Here is a 16,190-nt window from a genome sequence, read left to right on the forward strand (position 1 = left end):
TCCACCTCCCCTTGCAGGGGAGGATTTGGGTGGCGCCTTCAAACACGCAGCACCCTCACCGGAATCGCGCTTTGCAGCGCCTGGCCGGTGATCGGATCGAAGCCGCTGGTTTCCGACACCAGGCGGTTGGTCGATCCGCCGCGGGTCGGCACCGCATCGGGGCCAAAGTCGGGATCGCCATAGCCGTGTGCCATCGAGATCACGCCCGGGCGCAGCGCATCCGAGGCCTTGGCGAGCGCATGCACCTCGCCATGCGGCGAGGCGATGCGGATCATCTCGCCATCGGATACGCCGAGGCCCGCAAGATCATCCGGGTGGATATGCGCCGGGTTGGTGGTGCGCTTGGCCGCGAGCGCGGACAGGTGCCCGCCGGTCGAATTGAACCGGTGACGGCTGCGGCGCGAGATCAGCCGGAACGGGAAGCCCTGCGTCGCCGGGTCATTGGTGCCATAAGCGATCAGCTGCGACGGCATCGCCCCGCCCGCCAGATCGAACCGCGCCTCGTGCCCGGGCTCTGCCGGCTCGACGATCGGGTGCCTGTCGTCATAGATCACCGCCTTGCCGTCCGGGCTGTCGGCGCGGACCTGGCTGGGCGGAACGACGCAGCCCGCAACCGCCATGTCGAGGAAGCTCTGCTTGTCGGGGCAGGCGTCCATCGGGCAGGGGCCACCGGCCAGCGGCAGCCCGGTGCCCAATCGTTTCGCCAGCCCCCAGAGCATTTCGTATTCGTCGAGCAGATCCCCCGGACGCGGCAGGATCGCATCGGTGTAGCGCGCATAAGGGATTTCGTACCACCATTCGGAGAGCGACGAGATGTCGTCGCGCTCGAGGCACATCAAGGGCGCGAGGATATAGTCGGAGCGGCGGGCGGAGACGCCCTCTGCGCGGATATCGACGCTTACGAACAGATCGAGCGCCTCAATCGCGCGAGCCATCTTGTCCTGATCGGGAAAGGCGAGCATCGGGTTGCCGCCGATCGAGATCAGCGCCTTGACCTGACCCTTGCCCGGGGTGAGGATTTCGTCCGCCAGCACGTTGCACGGCATCTCGCTCATCAGATGGGTAAGCCCGCGAAAGCGCGACGCGGGGAAACCCTCACCCCATAATTTCATCGGCGGACTGACCTGCGCGCGGCGCGGGGTGACCGGGGTAAAGATGCGCGGGATCGAGCTCTTTTCGCCCTCGCGGCAGAAACGCCCGCACAGGATGTTGAGGCTGCTCACCAGATACTGGGTCAGCGTGCCGTTGCCCGCCATCTCCGGCCCGGTGCCGGTGCTGGCCGAGCCCTTAGTGCCGCCCGCGAACATGCGCGCGGCGGCGACCAGATCGGCTTCGCTGACACCGGCGCGCGCTGCCGCGACCGCAGGCGCAAACCCCGCTACCGCCTCTTTCAGTTCGGCGAGGCCATCGACACAGCCTTGCACGAACGCCTCGTCATACAGCCGCTCTTCGAGGATCACATGGATCATCCCCGCCAGCAGCGCGGGGTCTTCGCCGGGCTTCACGGGCAGATGGATATGCGCGAGCGCCGCGACATCACTTGTCCGCGGATCGGCGACGATCAGCTTGAGGCCGCCTTCGATCGCATCGCGCAACCGGCGCGAGGGCGAGAAGGGCGGCAGGCCACCGGGCGGGCCGTAATGCGAGACGATCGGGTTGTTGCCGATGAAGAAGGCGACATCGGCCTCGCCGAAGACATGCCCGCCGCCCTGCCACTGGCCGTACTGGAACGCGGTATAGACCTTGGCGGGCTGGTCCAGCGTCACGCTGGTGTAGAAATGCCGCGTGCCCAGCCCCTGCGCGAACGCCATCGCCGAAGCGACGCCGGCGGAGTTCTGGAACGAATAGGTGCCGGCATAGATCGCCACGCTGTCGGGACCATGCTCGTCGATCAGCGCCTTCAGCTTCTCGGCGATCTCGTCGAGCGCCTGCTCGCTGGCGATCGGCGTGAAGCCGTCTGCGCCCTTTTTCTGCGATTGCCTCAGCCGCTCGGGATGATGGTGCGCCTCGGGCAGCTGGCGGCCCTTGATGCAGGTATAGCCGCCGAACACCGGGTCCTCGGGGTCGCCCGAAACGCGCACCACGGTGTCGCCCTCGGTCTCGACCAGGATCGCGCAATTGGCATGGCAAAAACGGCAGAAGCTGCGCTGCACCGGCATGGCTTGAACCTCCCCTGGACATGGTCCGACGGGCCACGCGGGGACGCGCAGCATCACGGCCGGATCATGGCCTTATGCAGCGCAGCCTAGCCGATGCCGTAGGGGCCGCGACTGTCATTTTTGACACTTGAGCCATCGCGGCGAGCGGGTCATTTCTGCGCAACATGAAAAAATGGTGCGGGCATGAACCGCAGCAACAGGGGAGGGTTTTTGATGAGGGTATCTACCTATCTGTCAGTGTCGGCACTCGCGCTGGGTATGGCCACGCTGGCCGCACCATCGTCCGCCCTTGCTCAGGACCAGGCTGCCGACGGCGCGGAGATCGCGCAGGAGAGCGGGCTGCGCACCATTGTCGTCACCGCCCAGCGCCGCGAGGAATCGCTGCAGGCCGTTCCGGTTGCGGTGTCGGCGATCGATGCCGAGGCGCTGGCCACCGGCGCGGTCGATGACCTTCGCGACTTTGCCGGGCGTGTGCCGGGCCTGGTGGTCGATCCGGTCAACGCCGGGCCATCGGCGGCTGCCATCGCCATTCGCGGGATCAGCTTCGAGGATATCGAGAAGAGCTTCGATCCCGCGGTCGGCGTGGTGGTCGACGATGTCTTCATCGGCACCAACACCGGACAGTTGCTCGATGCGTTCGACCTGGAATCGATCGAGATCCTGCGCGGGCCGCAGGGCACCCTGTTCGGCCGCAACACCATCGGCGGCGTGATCAACGTGCGGCGCAGCAAGCCCACCGGCGAATGGGGCGTGCGCGCCTCGATCGGCTATGCCGAATACAACACCGTGCGCGGCCGTCTGGTGGTCAACACCCCGATGATCGGCGACTTCCTCGCGCTCAAGGGCTTTTTCTTCTACGACAACACCGACGGCTATCTGCGCAACGTGACGCAGGGCAACCGGCGCACCAACGAATACGAGGTGTGGACCGCAGGCGTCACCGCGCTGATCACCCCCAGCGACAGCATCGAGGCGGTGATCACCTATGAACATCAGGAAGAGGACGGAGAAGTCGCGACCGCGAGCGTCTCGAACGATCTCGACCTGATCTGTCTGCAGGTCCCGGTGCCCGGTGTCGGCACGGTCCGCGCCTTCGGCATCCCCGACAACCAGTGCAACCGCCTGCCCACCAACAGCAAGCTGCTCTACACCGCGTTCGGCAACATCCAGACCCCCGTCACCAACAAGACCGATGCGATCAGCGGCACGGTGACCTTCGAGCTGGGCGACTTTACGCTGACCTCGATCACCGGCTGGCGCAAGAACAAGGAGAGCGTGCGGCAGGACTTCGACTCGTCGTCGATCAACTTCTTCGACACGCTGCGCATCCAGAATTACGAGCAGTTCAGCCAGGAAATCCGCTTTGCCGGCGATGTCACCGAGTGGATGGATATCGTGCTGGGTGGCTATTATTTCGACAGCCGGTACACCTTGCGGCAGACCTCGTTCTTCGGCTTTTTGGGCCCCGGCGCCAGCGCGTTCCAGCTTTCGATCGGCGATTCCAAATCCTATGCCGGTTTTGCCGATGCGCGCTTCAAGCTGTCGGACCAGCTCACCTTCGGCGTGGGCGGCCGCTACACCCGCGACGAAAAGGCGCTGGTCACCAACTTCGCATTGAGCGCCGACGGGTCGTGCCCGATCGGCTTTGCCGGGATCACCGCGGCATCGTGCGCTGCGGCGGAAAATTTTGGCGAGTTCACTTATCGCGCCAGCCTCGATTATCAGTTCGAGGGTGGGCAGCTGATCTATGGGTCCTACTCGCGCGGCTTCCGCTCGGGCGGCTTCAACGGTCGTGCGGCAACCCCAACCGCGATCGGCCCGTATCAGCCGGAAATCGTCGATGCCTATGAGATCGGCTTGAAGGCCGACTGGCTCGACCGCCGCCTGCGCACCAACATCGCGATTTTCCAGACCGATTATTCGGACAAGCAGGAAGAGCTGGTGCGGCCCACCGTGGCGCCATTCAACGCCATCCAGGCGCAGGAAACCATCGTCGAGAACGCCGCCTCCGCGCGGATCAAGGGCATCGAGCTAGAAATCGTCGCGCTGCCCGCGGACAATCTCTCGTTCAATTTCTCGGCCACCTATCTCGACGCCCAATACCAGAACTTCGTACGCGGCGGCATCGATGTCTCCGATCTCGATCTGCGCCGCGCGCCCAAATATGCCTGGTCGGCCGGCTTCGACTACACCCGTCCGGTGGGCGATGGCGAGTTCCGCTGGAGCACCATCTTCCGCTATGTCGACGCCTACACCACCTGCATCGTCACCGATCCGGCGCTGCAGGCGCAGGGCATCATCACCAACGACCGGCGCTGCGAGTCATCGGAACGCGAAATTCTCGATACGACGCTGTCCTACAAGCACGACTTCGGGGGGGCTTCTGCGACCTTCAGCGTCTTCGGGCGGAACCTGCTCGACAATCGCGGGCTTTCGAGCACGCTGCCGGTGGCGGGGCTGTTCGCCTTTGCCGGTGTCCGCCCGCCCCGCCAGCTGGGTGCGGAAGTCATGCTCGAATTCTGATAGCCTGATCAGGCCCGCCGCTCGCTTGATCGGGGCGGCGGGCCCGACCTCAACCACACCAACGGGATCGCAACCGCGTAAGCTATGGCCAAGCCTTTTCCGCCTCACCCGTATCTGCACGGCCACCACGCCCCCAACCGGTTCGAGGCCGATGCGCCCGATCTGGTGATCGAAGGCGAAATCCCGCAAAATCTCGCAGGCGTGTTCTATCGCAACGGGCCCGAGCCGCTGCATCCGACACGCGGCGACGAGTATCACTGGTTCGATGGCGACGGCATGGTCTACGGCTTCTTCATCGAGGATGGCCGCGTTGCGATGCGCAACCGCTGGGTGCGGACCGAGAAGTTCGAGCTGGAAAAGGCCGCCGGCGAACGCCTGTTCGGGGTGTTCGGCAATCCGATGACCGCCGATCCTTCGGTTCAGGGCAAGCGCTACAACACCGCCAACACCAACATCATCATCCATGGCGGCAAGTTGCTCGCTTTGATGGAAGGCGCGCCGCCGGTGGTGCTGAACCCGCGCGATCTGTCGACGCTGGGCGAGGACCATTATGGCGGCACCATCTCGACGACGTTCTCGGCGCATCCCAAGATCGATTATGCCACCGGCGAGATGATCAACATCGGCGCGATGATCAACGGGCCAATGGGCGCTGCGGAAATCCGCTACGACATCATCGACCGCTCCGGCGCGCTCACCCGCAGCCAGGTGATCCCGGTGCCGCACATGAGCCTGATGCACACCTTCTTCGTCACGCAGAACTGGGTGGTGTTCCCGGTGCTGCCGATCGATACCGACCTCGGCCGGTTCATGCGCGGCGGGCCGATGACCGCCTGGGTCAATGATCGCCCGTCCAAGCTCGCGGTGATGCCGCGCAACGGCAGCGCCGATGAAGTCCGCTGGTTCGAATACGAGCCGCGCCACATGTTCCATGAGCTCAACGTCTGGGAGGAGGGCGGCAAGATCATCGCGGACGTTGCCGCCGCCAACGGCACCGCCTTGTTCCCCGACGAGACCGGGGTGCGCGCGACCCATTCGGGCACCCGCCAGAGCCTGCGCCGCTGGACGATCGACCTCAATGCCAACACCGATTTCATCCGCGAGGAGGTCTTGAACGAACGCGACCTGCAGTTCCCGCGCCCCGACGACCGGCTGATGACGCGCAAGACGCGGCACAGCTTTGCCAACATCAATTTGGAATCGCGCGATGCCCGGGTCGAGGGTTTGGACGCCGCGCTGCGCTTCGATACGGTGACGGGTGCGGAGGACATCTATCATTTCGGCAAAGGCGCAGCGGCGGGCGAGCTGGTGTTTGCGCCGCGGCTGGGCGCCAAGACCGGGCCCGAGGGCGAGGCCGACGGCTATGCGATGACATTGGTCCACCGTGCCAACGCGCCGGGGAGCGAACTGGCGATCTTCAACGCGCTCGATATCGCCGCCGGGCCGATCGCCCGCGTGCTGGTGCCGTTCCGCGTGCCCAGCGGCTTCCACTGCAATTTCTATCCCGCAGACGGCGATCTGTATGCCCGCGCGCTGGCGCACTGAGCGGCGATGAGCATGATCGCCGACATGGTGGCGCGCGGCGCGGCCGCCACCCCCGACAAGACCGCGCTGATCCAGGACGACGAGACGCTGAGCTATGCGCAGCTCGACGATCTAGTGTGCCGCTGCGTCGCGGCGCTGAAGCAAAGCGGTATCGGCAAGGGCGACCGGGTGGCGTTCCTGGGCCTCAACACCATCGATTACGTCATCCTGCTGATCGCGGCGTTGCGCCTCGGCGCGGTGACGGTGGCGGTCAACTGGCGGCTGGTGCCGCGCGAGATCGCCTACATCATCAAGGACGCCGGCGCGCGCTTCCTGCTGACCCAGGCGGCGGTGCTCGACAACGCGCTGGCGGTGCGCGACGAGGCCGGGCTGGAAACGATCCTGCTTGGCGATGGCGATTTCGAGGGACGGGCGCCTTTTCGCGGCTGGGTGCAAGGCTTTGCGCCCGATCGCTCGCTCGCGGCGCTGACGCCGAGCGATGTCGCGGTGCAACTCTACACCTCGGGCACCACCGGTCACCCCAAGGGCGCACTGCTCACCCATGGCAGTCTCGCCGCATCGCTGAGCCAGGGGCGCAAGATCGGCGAGGACTGGGCGGCGTGGCTGGCGAGCGATGTGTCGCTGGTGGCGATGCCCTTGTTCCATATCGGCGGCACGGCGTGGGTGATGCAGACGTTGAACGGCGGCGGCACCGGGGTGATCCTCGCCCAGCCCGATGTCGCGGTGATCATCGCGGCGGTGCAGCGCCACGGCATCACCAAGATGTTCGCGGTGCCCGCGGTTCTCAACATGATCTTGAACCATCCCGATGCGCAGAATGCGGATTTCTCGTCGATGCGGGTGCTGCCTTATGGCGCCTCGCCGATCCCGCTCGATGTGCTCAGCCGCTCGATGCGGATGTTCCCCAACGCGCAGTTCGTGCAGATGTACGGCGCGACCGAAACCAGCGGCACGATCGTCTATCTGCCGCCCGAGGACCATGATGTCGCAGGCACCGCTCGGATGGCAGGGTGCGGCAAGCCGTTCCCCGATGTCGAGTTGCGCATCGTCGGCGAGGACGGGCAGGATCGCGCGGCGGGCGAGGTCGGCGAGGTCTGGGTGCGTGCGCCTCTGGTGATGGCGGGCTATCACAACCTGGCCGACGCCAACGCATCGGCGTTCGTCGACGGCTGGTACCGCACCGGCGATGCGGCGTACATGGACGCCGATGGCTATCTCTACCTCTACGATCGGGTGAAGGACATGATCGTCTCGGGCGGAGAGAACATCTACCCCGCCGAGGTCGAGAACGCGCTGCACCATCATCCTGCCGTGCGCGATTGCGCGGTGATCGGCGTGCCCGATCCGCGCTGGGGTGAGGCGGTCAAGGCGATCGTGGTGTTGAAGGACGGCGAAGCGGTCGATGAGGCCGGGCTGATCGCCTTTGCGCGCACGCATATCGCCGGGTTCAAATGCCCCAAGGGCGTCGATTTCGTGTCCGAACTGCCGCGCAACCCCTCGGGCAAGGTGCTCAAGAAGGAGTTGCGCAAGCTCTACTGGCAGGAGGGCGAGCGGCAGATCGGGTGAGGCGCAGCCACCTCCGGAAAATGCCGGTCCCCCGCGCAGGCGGGGGCCCATCTCCCGACCGTTGTGCCGGGTGACAGCTTAGGAGATGGGCTCCCGCCTTCGCGGGAGACCGAAGTTTTTTTGGGAGACGATAATCATGACCACCACCCGCCAATGGCTGATCGCAGGCCGCCCGCGCGGCCGTCCGGTCGAGGACAGCGACTTCGAACTGGTCACCATCGACCTGCCGTCGCCAGGCTCCGGGCAGATGCTGCTCAAGACGCAGTATCTGGGCTTCGACCCCGCGCAGAAGGGCTGGATGGAGAACATCGCCGATTATGTCGCGCCGACCGAGATCGGCGAGGTGATGCGCGGCTCTGCGATATCCGAGGTGATCGAATCGAACGGCGGCAAGTTTCCCGTCGGCACGATGGTGATCGGCTCGACCGGCTGGACCGAATATCACCTGTCCGATGGCGAGGGGCTGGTGCCGTGCGACCCGGCGCTGCCGCCCACCGCGATGATGTCGGTGCTCGGCACCACCGGGATGACCGCCTATTGCGGGCTGTTCAAGATCGGCAGGCCCGTGGCGGGCGATACCGTGCTGGTTTCGGGCGCGGCGGGCGCCACCGGATCGATCGTCGGGCAACTGGCCAAGCTGGCGGGTTGCCGCGTGGTCGGCATCGCGGGCGGGGCGGACAAGTGCGCTTGGCTGGTCGAGGAGGCAGGCTATGACGCCGCAATCGACTACAAGGCAGGCGGATTGAAGGGCGCGATCAAGCAGCAGTGCCCGAACGGCGTCGATGTCATCTTCGACAATGTCGGCGGGGCGATCCTCGACGACATGCTGGCCCACATCGCCACCAACGCGCGCGTCGTCATCTGCGGCGGCATCAGCCGTTACGAGACCGGCAGCATGCCCGCAGGCCCGCAGAACTATTTCAACCTGATCTTCCGCCGCGCGACGATGACCGGGTTCATCGTGCTCGACTGGGCGGCCGAGTTCCCGCAGATCCGCAAGCGGCTCGCGGGCTTCGTGCACGAGGGGCAACTGACCTATCGCGAGGACATCCAGCACGGCTTCGAGAATGCGCCGCAGACGATGCAGCGGCTGTTCTCCGGCGCAAATCGCGGCAAGCAGATGCTGAAGCTCTAGCGCGCTCGCTCAATCCTGGCGGGATTCCCGGTTCCCCGCGAAGCCGGGGACCCATCGCCTGCGCGTGAGTCACGCGCGACGGTCAGAAGTTGGGCCTCTGCCTGCGCAGGGGACCGGGCAGAGAGAATATCAGCGTATTGGGTTGCCTTGAAAAGCAGGTCTGCGCCCGTCCAATGCAGAATTGCGCAACTCTGTTGCAATGCAATATCTTCGGTCTATGGGTAAGCCATTGGAATACTGAGCAAATTCCAAGACATGCATAAACTGCAACCACGCCTGCAAAAATAGCATTCGCAAATGCAGCATTTCGGTTTGCAACTTATCAACCGCGCACTTAAATAGGTAGCGTTAAAGAAAGCCCTGTTCAGGGGCCAATCTTCCCCATGATTGAAAGGAATGCTACCCATGAACATTCGTGCTTCCGCCCTGATCGGCGCCGTGCTTCTCGCAGCCACCGCTGCTCCCGCTTTCGCTCAGGACGATGCCCTGATCTCGAAGAACCAGACCATCTATGACGCCGAAGGCAAGCGCGTCGGCAAGGTGACCCGCGTTCTCGAAGACGGCTCGGCCCTGGTCATCTACAAGGGCAAGGTCGTGCGCATCGGCGCCTCGACCCTGACCGCTGGCGAAGGCAAGGTTTCGACCTCGCTTTCCAAGAAGGAACTCGCGCGTCTGGATTGATTCGTCAGTTCATACGCCGACCGGCCACGCGCCGGAAAGTAAGGGGCGGGAAAGCACGACGGTGCTTTTCCGCCCCTTTTCATGTCTGAAATCCTCCCCCGGTAGGGGAGGTGGCATGGCGCCGCCATGACGAAGGGGTGTCCACATCGGCGAGCGGGTGACACCCCTCCAATATTCTGCGGATGGTCCCCCTCCGCTTCCAGGGGACGAATTGTCGGCCAACAACCGGCTTTTCATTTGGCCTGAAACCCGCTTAGGGTTGCGCCATGAAACTGACCGGACCTGCATCGCACAGCTTTTTCTCGCAGCGACTCAAGCTGCATTACGCCGACTGGGGCAACCCGGACAAACCACCGCTGATCCTGGTACACGGCGGCGAAGACCATTGCCGTTCATGGGACTGGGTGGCGGGCGAGCTGATGGCCGACTGGCACGTCGTCGCGCTCGATCTGCGCGGCCATGGCGATTCGCAATGGACCGCCGACGGCAACTACCCGATCATGAACTTCGTCTACGATCTGGCGCAACTGGTTGAGCAGTTCGGCTATGACCAGGTCACGATCGTCGCGCATTCGCTCGGCGGCAACACCGCGCTGCGCTACGCCGGGCTGTACCCGGAGAAGGTGCGCAAGATCGTCGCGATCGAGGGGCTCGGCCCCAGCCCCAAGATGGTGGAGGAGCGCGCACAGACGCCGATCGACGAGCACTGGCGCAAATGGTTTGCCGACAAGCGGGCGCGGGCCGCGCGCAAGCATCGCGAATATGACAGCTTCGAAGACGCGCTGCAGCGCATGCACGCTGAAAACAGCTATCTCACCGCCGCCCAGGCACGCCACCTGTGCGAGCATGCGGTGATCCGCAACGAAAACGGCACCTACAGCTGGAAGTTCGATCCGCATATCCGCATCTGGCCGATCCTCGACATCACCACCGACCAGATGCAGCAATTGTGGCAACGCATCACCTGCCCGACCTTGCTGTGCTGGGGCGAGAAGAGCTGGGCCTCCGATCCCGAGGCCGATGGGCGGATGGAATTGTTCTCCAATGGCCGCCTCGCCAAGTTCGCCGATGCAGGGCATTGGCTCCACCACGACCAGTTCGACCGCTTCATGGCCGAGCTGAAGGGCTTTCTGTGATGCAGCAGGCGGCCGATTTTCTCACCGAATGCGACCGCATCCATGCGCTGGTCAGCCCGCTCGGCGACGCTGCTCTGGCGACGCCAACCGCGTTCAAGCACTGGACGATCGGCGACATCATCGGCCATCTGCATGTCTGGAACCAGGCGGCGCAGATGTCGCTCAAGGACGAAGACGCGTTCAAGGCGTTCATGGGTCAGGTCGGCGGTATCATCCGCTCGGGCGGCGATTTGAATGCGTTCGAGCGGGTCTGGCTCGATGGCCTGACCGGGCAGGCGCTGGTCGATGCCTGGGCCGAGACCTACCGCGTCACCGCCGCAGATTTTGCGCAAGCGGATCCGGCGCAGCGCGTGCCATGGGCGGGGCCGAGCATGAGCGCGCGCTCGTCGATCACCGCGCGGCTGATGGAAAGCTGGGCGCATGCGCAGGCGATCTTCGACGTGCTCGGCGTCGAGCGGACCAATGGCGATGGCATCAGGAACATCTGCGTGCTGGGGCTCAACACCTATGGCTGGACGTTCAAGAACCGCAGGCTGGAGGCGCCGCAGCCGGTGCCGCAGCTCCGCCTCACCGCGCCATCGGGCGAGGTCTGGACGCTCGGCGAGCCGGTGGACGGCGAGTTGATCGAGGGCGATGCTGGGGAATTTTGCCAGGTCGTCACGCAGACCCGCAACATCGCCGATACGGCGCTCAAGGTGACAGGGCCGAACGCCACCGCGTGGATGGCGATTGCGCAGTGCTTCGCCGGAGCCCCGGTCGATCCGCCCGCGCCCGGGGTGCGGCGCAAGGTCTCTGCCTGAAATAAGGCAACGCCCCTCCTCGCAAGGCAGGGGCTCGGGGTGGGTCAGCCCGCAGGAGTCCGGCTCGCTGGGGCAGCTGCAAGATCTGCCGGCGGCGTGGGTTGGCGAAGGACCAGCCGGTGCATCAACGATCCGATTGCCAATCATTATCGCCTGCACCATGATGATCCTGGCGAGGAAAACTCATGCGACACATTGCGGCTTTCATCCTGTCATTGCTGGTGATCGGCCCGGCCTCGGCACACGCCGATGCCGGCGAAGATCGTACAGGACACACAGCGGTCAGCGCAGAGGATGCCTTCGTCCAGATGAAACGCATGGTCGGCACCTGGCGACCCGCAGACAAACCCCAGAGCTCGCACCGGATCCGCTTCTATCTGACGGCAGGCGGAACCGTTCTGGTTGAGAGTTGGGAGGTCCGCGGCGAGCCGCACTCGCTGACGCTCTACCATCGCGATGGCGAAACCCTGCTCGCAACCCATTACTGTCCGCAGGGCAACCAGCCGAGGCTCGAGCTTGCAGGGCAAGATGCCAGCGGACTGCATTTCGCCTTCCGCGATGTTACCGACCTCGAGCCGACATCCGAATCCCACCAGCATGACCTGTGGATTGATCTGGCAGACCCCGAGCACCCTGTCCGCAGCGAAACCTATGCGAGCAAGGACGGCATCGGCACGCGGGAGCGGCTCCGGCTTGTGTCGGCCAACGAGGTGTAGCGGGGGCTGGCATACACATTCGCCGCTGTTCACGACGACCGGTACGCACGCCTGCCCAACCCCGCCCAGCCGGTCCCCTGGGAAGGCAGCGACCCGTCACACGGCCCCCGTGCCGAGTGCAAGAGCGGAGCCAAGCGTTTTCGTCCAGGCGGGCGCACCGGATGGACGCACGTTCATCCATCGTTCAGCACGCGACCAGTCTTGTGCCGGTGTTGCTTATCGGGGAGTTCGGCTCATGCAGTGGCGTGCATCAATCCTCACAGCCGCGCTTGCGCTGTACGCCGGTCAAGCCGCGGCACAGCCCTCCGACGCGCCGGCTACCGATCTTCGTGTCCGGATGGGCGACACCGTCGCCATGATGATCAACGATCAGCCCGTGCGTTTTCGCCTGGCACCGGATGCCGTGTCGGTTCCGACGGTGAATGCCAATGTGGCGGAGAAGATCGGGCTCAAGCCCAGTATGATCGGCTATGTGTATTTCATCGGACCGGTGAAGATTGCCTTGCGGACCGATAAAGTGACGTATCGTGCAGGAACCACGTCCTTCAAAAGCCGCACGGCTTTCAGTGATCGGCAAGTGGTGGACGACGCCGACGGCGTTGCAGGCCCGGCAACCTTCCCTTTCGAGCGCACCATATTCGTTTTGCGGGACCCGCAGGCGGGGGATCAGGCGATCACCTTCCGCCTCGACAAGGACATGGGCCTCAGCCAGACGGGTGTGAAGATCGACGTCGGTGGCAAGTCGGTCTACGTCGCCTTCAGTTTGGACCGGCCAGAAAGTGTGGTGACGGCAACCGGGGGGCAATGGATCGCCGATGCGAATGGCGGGCGGTTCAATGGAGATGCCCGCGAAGCGCCGATCCTGTATGAGATATCGCGTCCCATCCGCAGCCTGGACCTCGATCGCCCCTTGATGCTGGGCGAGTTGGAGATACGCAATCTGGCAGTGCGCGTTTCGGACATGGGCAACGCCCAAGGTATCCCCGACGGTGCTACTCCAGACCAGGATCTCGACGAAATTGTCGTCACGGGTGACAGCAAGCGCAAGGTCCCGAGCCAGCGGCTCTATATCGGCATGGACACAATCGGCCATTGCGCGTCGATCACCTATGACTTCAAGGCTGGCACAGTCACCTTGATGTGCCCTAATCAGCCGTCCGCGGGGGCCATCGGCTGACGCGCGAGCATACCCGGGCGCAACAAGGTCCGCTTGCTGGCCTCAGGCTCAGCCTTACGCCCGCCGTGGCATCCTGAACGGCAGCATGAGCTTGACGATCCCCTTTTCGAGCCGGTCGAGCGACAGGCTCTCATGCACCGCCTCGGCCTGTTCGCCGAACAATCGGGTCTTGAGCGCGGTGCGCGAGTAGAAGGGGGTGTCCTCCCAGGTCCGGCGGATTTCGACCGGCGCGCCGGCATCGGCGCGGGTGATGCGCGGCATGCGCCACAGGGTCTTGGGCAGCACGCGTTCGGGGGGCAGTTCGACCTCGCTGATCGTGCCGTTGTCGGCAAAGCGTAAGCCCATTCCAAAGCGCGAGGCATCGCGGCGCTGGCCTTCGTAGAGCACGACGGAATCGCGCTTCAAATGTGCGCGCGACCAGTGCCAGTCGGAAAAGCCGCGCTCCAACGGCTCGACCCCGGCGTTGCTGTCGATATAGCCTTCGCCCTTCCAACTGAGCGACGGATTGTCGAGCTTGACCTCGATCGCGGCGCGCGGTGCGATCGGACGCCAGGCGTGGTTGCCCTCCGCGTCGAGCGGCCACAAAGTCTGCGGCATCACCTTGGGGAAGACGCGGATCGTGCCGCGGACCTTCTTGGGCAGCGGCGCGGTGATCTCGGCAAGGTCGATCCGCAGGCTGTCGCCATCCCAGTGCATCGAGCTGGGGCCGATCACCAGATTGTCGTGATCGCGCGCCAGGTGACCACGCCCGCGCTCGGTCATGCACCAGCCGCCGCGCGGGCCATACAGCGCGACGTTCATCGCGATATGGTTGTCGGGGTCGCCACGCCCCGACCAGTGGTAATAGGGCGAGAACACGCTGCCGATGAACGCGATGATCGTCAGGCCGTGCCTGCCGTCGTCGCTCAGCGCGTCGATGTACCACCAGGCATAGCCACCCGGCGGGACGATCGCATCGAAGGCAGGTCCGCAAGCAGCCGCTCTGCCGCCAAGCGGCCGGACAGACTCGCCATCGGGATCCCGGCGCCGGGGTGGATGCCACCCCCGGCCAGATAGAGCCCCGGCAGGCGGCTCGCTGCCCCGGGCCGCTGGAAAGCCGCCTTCCATCCATGAGTCGCCCGGCCGTAAAGCGCGCCGCCCGTCGCCGGGAACAAACCCTCGTAGTCCGCTGGCGTCACCAAATGCGAGTTGTCCGGCGATCGGTCGATCGTCAGGCCACAATCCTCCAGGAAGCCGAAAACTTGCCTCTCGCATTGGTCGATCTCCGCCTGTGAACTTTGAAATGTGTCGCCATTGGCTGGCGCGTTGACGATGAGCTGCAGTCGTTCGGGCCCCGGCGGCGCGCGCGCCGAATGGTCGTCGCGGTCCTGCGCGCAGATATAGATGGTGGGCGCTTCGGGCACTTCCCCGCGCTTGAAGATCGAATCGAACTCGGCGCGGTAGTCGTTCGAGAAGAACACGCTGTGCCGCACCAATGGAAAGCCCGAGGTCTTGGCGTTGATCAGCCAGGTCATGCTGGAAAGCGAGCGCTGCTTGGGCGGCACCGGCGGCACCGCGCGGCGGACCTTGTCGCCCAGCCGACCGATGTTGAGCGCGGCCGGGTCGCCGTTGAACACGACAGCGCGGGCGCGGATGACCTCGCCCGACGCGAGCCGGACGCCGGCAGCGCGGCCATGCTCGACCACGATCTCGGCGATGGGGGCATCATAGCGGAACTGCGCGCCATTGCTGCGGGCAAGCGCTTCGATCGCGGTGGCGATCGAGTGCATGCCGTTGTCGGCGAGCCAGACTCCGTCCTGCTCGACATGCGCGATCAGCATCAAGGTGGCGGGCGCGACGAAGGGGGACGATCCGCAATAAGTGGCATAGCGGCCGAACAGTTGCTGCAGCCGGGGATCGCCGAAATGCCGGCCGAGCGCCTTCCACATCGCCTGATAGGGGCGGATCGCCATCGTTTCGGGCAGGCGCTTGAGGCCGATGCGCGTCACCAGCGAGAACGGGGTGGGGGCAGGGGCCGCCAGATAAGGCTCGCGCAGCACGTTGAAGATGCGCGCGGCCTCGGCGCAGAAAGTGCGAAACCCTGCGGCATCCTTCGCGCCGAAATACTCGCCGATCGCCGCTTCGCTGTGCGCCACATCGGCGAACAGGTCGAATGGCGCTTCGGGACCCCAGGCGTGGCGCGCGATAAGGCTCGCCGGGGTCAGCGGGATCGCGGTTTCCAGATCGCCGCCGCAATCGTTGAAAAGCCGGTCGAACACCCAGCGCATCGTGAACACCGTCGGCCCGCCATCGACCGGCCGGCCCGCCGCCATCACCTCGCGCAACTTGCCGCCGGGGGTGGGCTGGCGTTCGACCACCAGCACCGGCTCGCCCGCCGCCGCGAGCAGCGCCGCCGCGCTCAGCCCGCCAACGCCTGCGCCGACCACGATGATCGGTTCATGGCGCATGGGTGAGCCAGTCGGAAAAAGCGCAGTTCATGGCAGGATGCTAGCAGGTGTCCATAAAGTTTGACAGATGTTTGTCATGGAAAGTGGACATGGGTTTTATGCTGTTCAAAGCCCTCCCGCTTGATGGGGGAGGGTTGGGTGGGGGGGGTCTCTCCGGATTGAACGAAGGGTGAGAGGTCTCGCGAACAGGACCCAGCCGCACCATCACCCTCACCGCTGCGACTAGGGTCAGGACCCATTAATTGCTTGCGCGCGGCCTGAACGGTTGATTCAATGTGGCAGGAGGTAGCTGCCATGACTGATTT

Annotated in this window: 12 protein-coding genes; 9 read left to right on the top strand and 3 right to left on the bottom strand. The window is 64.8% G+C overall.

The window, feature by feature from the left end; all coding sequences use genetic code 11:
• Window positions 1–38: 38 nt before the first annotated feature.
• Window positions 39–2,159: a molybdopterin-dependent oxidoreductase gene (locus QUV11_RS15590; RefSeq protein ID WP_300883818.1), complete on the bottom strand. Its 2,121-nt coding sequence runs from the start codon at window positions 2,157–2,159 to the stop codon at window positions 39–41.
• 213 nt (window positions 2,160–2,372) lie between these two features.
• On the opposite strand from QUV11_RS15590, the gene QUV11_RS15595 reads away from it, so the two are divergent.
• The 9 genes from QUV11_RS15595 (at window position 2,373) to QUV11_RS15635 (ending at window position 13,438) form a co-directional block, all read left to right on the top strand.
• Window positions 2,373–4,682, top strand: a complete 2,310-nt coding sequence (locus tag QUV11_RS15595; protein ID WP_300883819.1) for a TonB-dependent receptor — start codon at window positions 2,373–2,375, stop codon at window positions 4,680–4,682.
• Window positions 4,683–4,766: 84 nt separating this feature from the next.
• A complete protein-coding gene (locus QUV11_RS15600; protein WP_300883820.1) occupies window positions 4,767–6,227 on the top strand; it encodes a carotenoid oxygenase family protein in 1,461 nt (486 codons plus the stop codon).
• A gap of 6 nt (window positions 6,228–6,233) precedes the next feature.
• Window positions 6,234–7,793 (top strand): long-chain-fatty-acid--CoA ligase, encoded by a 1,560-nt coding sequence (locus tag QUV11_RS15605; RefSeq protein ID WP_300883822.1) that lies wholly within the window; start codon window positions 6,234–6,236, stop codon window positions 7,791–7,793.
• 136 nt (window positions 7,794–7,929) lie between these two features.
• On the top strand, window positions 7,930–8,928 hold the full coding sequence (locus QUV11_RS15610; RefSeq protein WP_300883824.1) for an NADP-dependent oxidoreductase: 999 nt from the start codon (window positions 7,930–7,932) through the stop codon (window positions 8,926–8,928).
• A 405-nt stretch (window positions 8,929–9,333) separates the two neighbouring features.
• Entirely contained in the window at window positions 9,334–9,609 is a 276-nt protein-coding gene (locus tag QUV11_RS15615) for a hypothetical protein (RefSeq protein ID WP_300883825.1), read from the top strand.
• Between the two features lie 266 nt (window positions 9,610–9,875).
• Window positions 9,876–10,745, top strand: a complete 870-nt coding sequence (locus QUV11_RS15620) for an alpha/beta hydrolase (RefSeq protein ID WP_300883826.1) — start codon at window positions 9,876–9,878, stop codon at window positions 10,743–10,745.
• On the top strand, window positions 10,745–11,545 hold the full coding sequence (locus QUV11_RS15625; protein WP_300883827.1) for a TIGR03084 family metal-binding protein: 801 nt from the start codon (window positions 10,745–10,747) through the stop codon (window positions 11,543–11,545). Before QUV11_RS15620 ends, QUV11_RS15625 begins: the two co-directional genes overlap by 1 nt.
• 185 nt (window positions 11,546–11,730) lie before the next feature.
• Window positions 11,731–12,261, top strand: a complete 531-nt coding sequence (locus QUV11_RS15630) for a hypothetical protein (RefSeq protein ID WP_300883828.1) — start codon at window positions 11,731–11,733, stop codon at window positions 12,259–12,261.
• Window positions 12,262–12,496: 235 nt separating this feature from the next.
• On the top strand, window positions 12,497–13,438 hold the full coding sequence (locus QUV11_RS15635) for a hypothetical protein (protein WP_300883829.1): 942 nt from the start codon (window positions 12,497–12,499) through the stop codon (window positions 13,436–13,438).
• Between the two features lie 54 nt (window positions 13,439–13,492).
• Here QUV11_RS15635 and QUV11_RS15640 read toward each other — a convergent pair whose 3' ends face one another.
• Both QUV11_RS15640 and crtD read right to left on the bottom strand, forming a co-directional pair.
• Window positions 13,493–14,296, bottom strand: coding sequence for a hydratase (locus tag QUV11_RS15640; protein WP_300883830.1), 804 nt, complete (start codon window positions 14,294–14,296; stop codon window positions 13,493–13,495).
• A 47-nt stretch (window positions 14,297–14,343) separates the two neighbouring features.
• Complete coding sequence (gene crtD, locus QUV11_RS15645; protein WP_300883831.1) at window positions 14,344–15,885, bottom strand: 1-hydroxycarotenoid 3,4-desaturase CrtD; 1,542 nt, start codon at window positions 15,883–15,885, stop codon at window positions 14,344–14,346.
• Window positions 15,886–16,190 lie beyond the last annotated feature (305 nt).

Origin of the sequence: Blastomonas sp., assembly GCF_030373265.1 — a bacterium.
Taxonomy (GTDB): Bacteria; Pseudomonadota; Alphaproteobacteria; order Sphingomonadales; family Sphingomonadaceae; genus Blastomonas.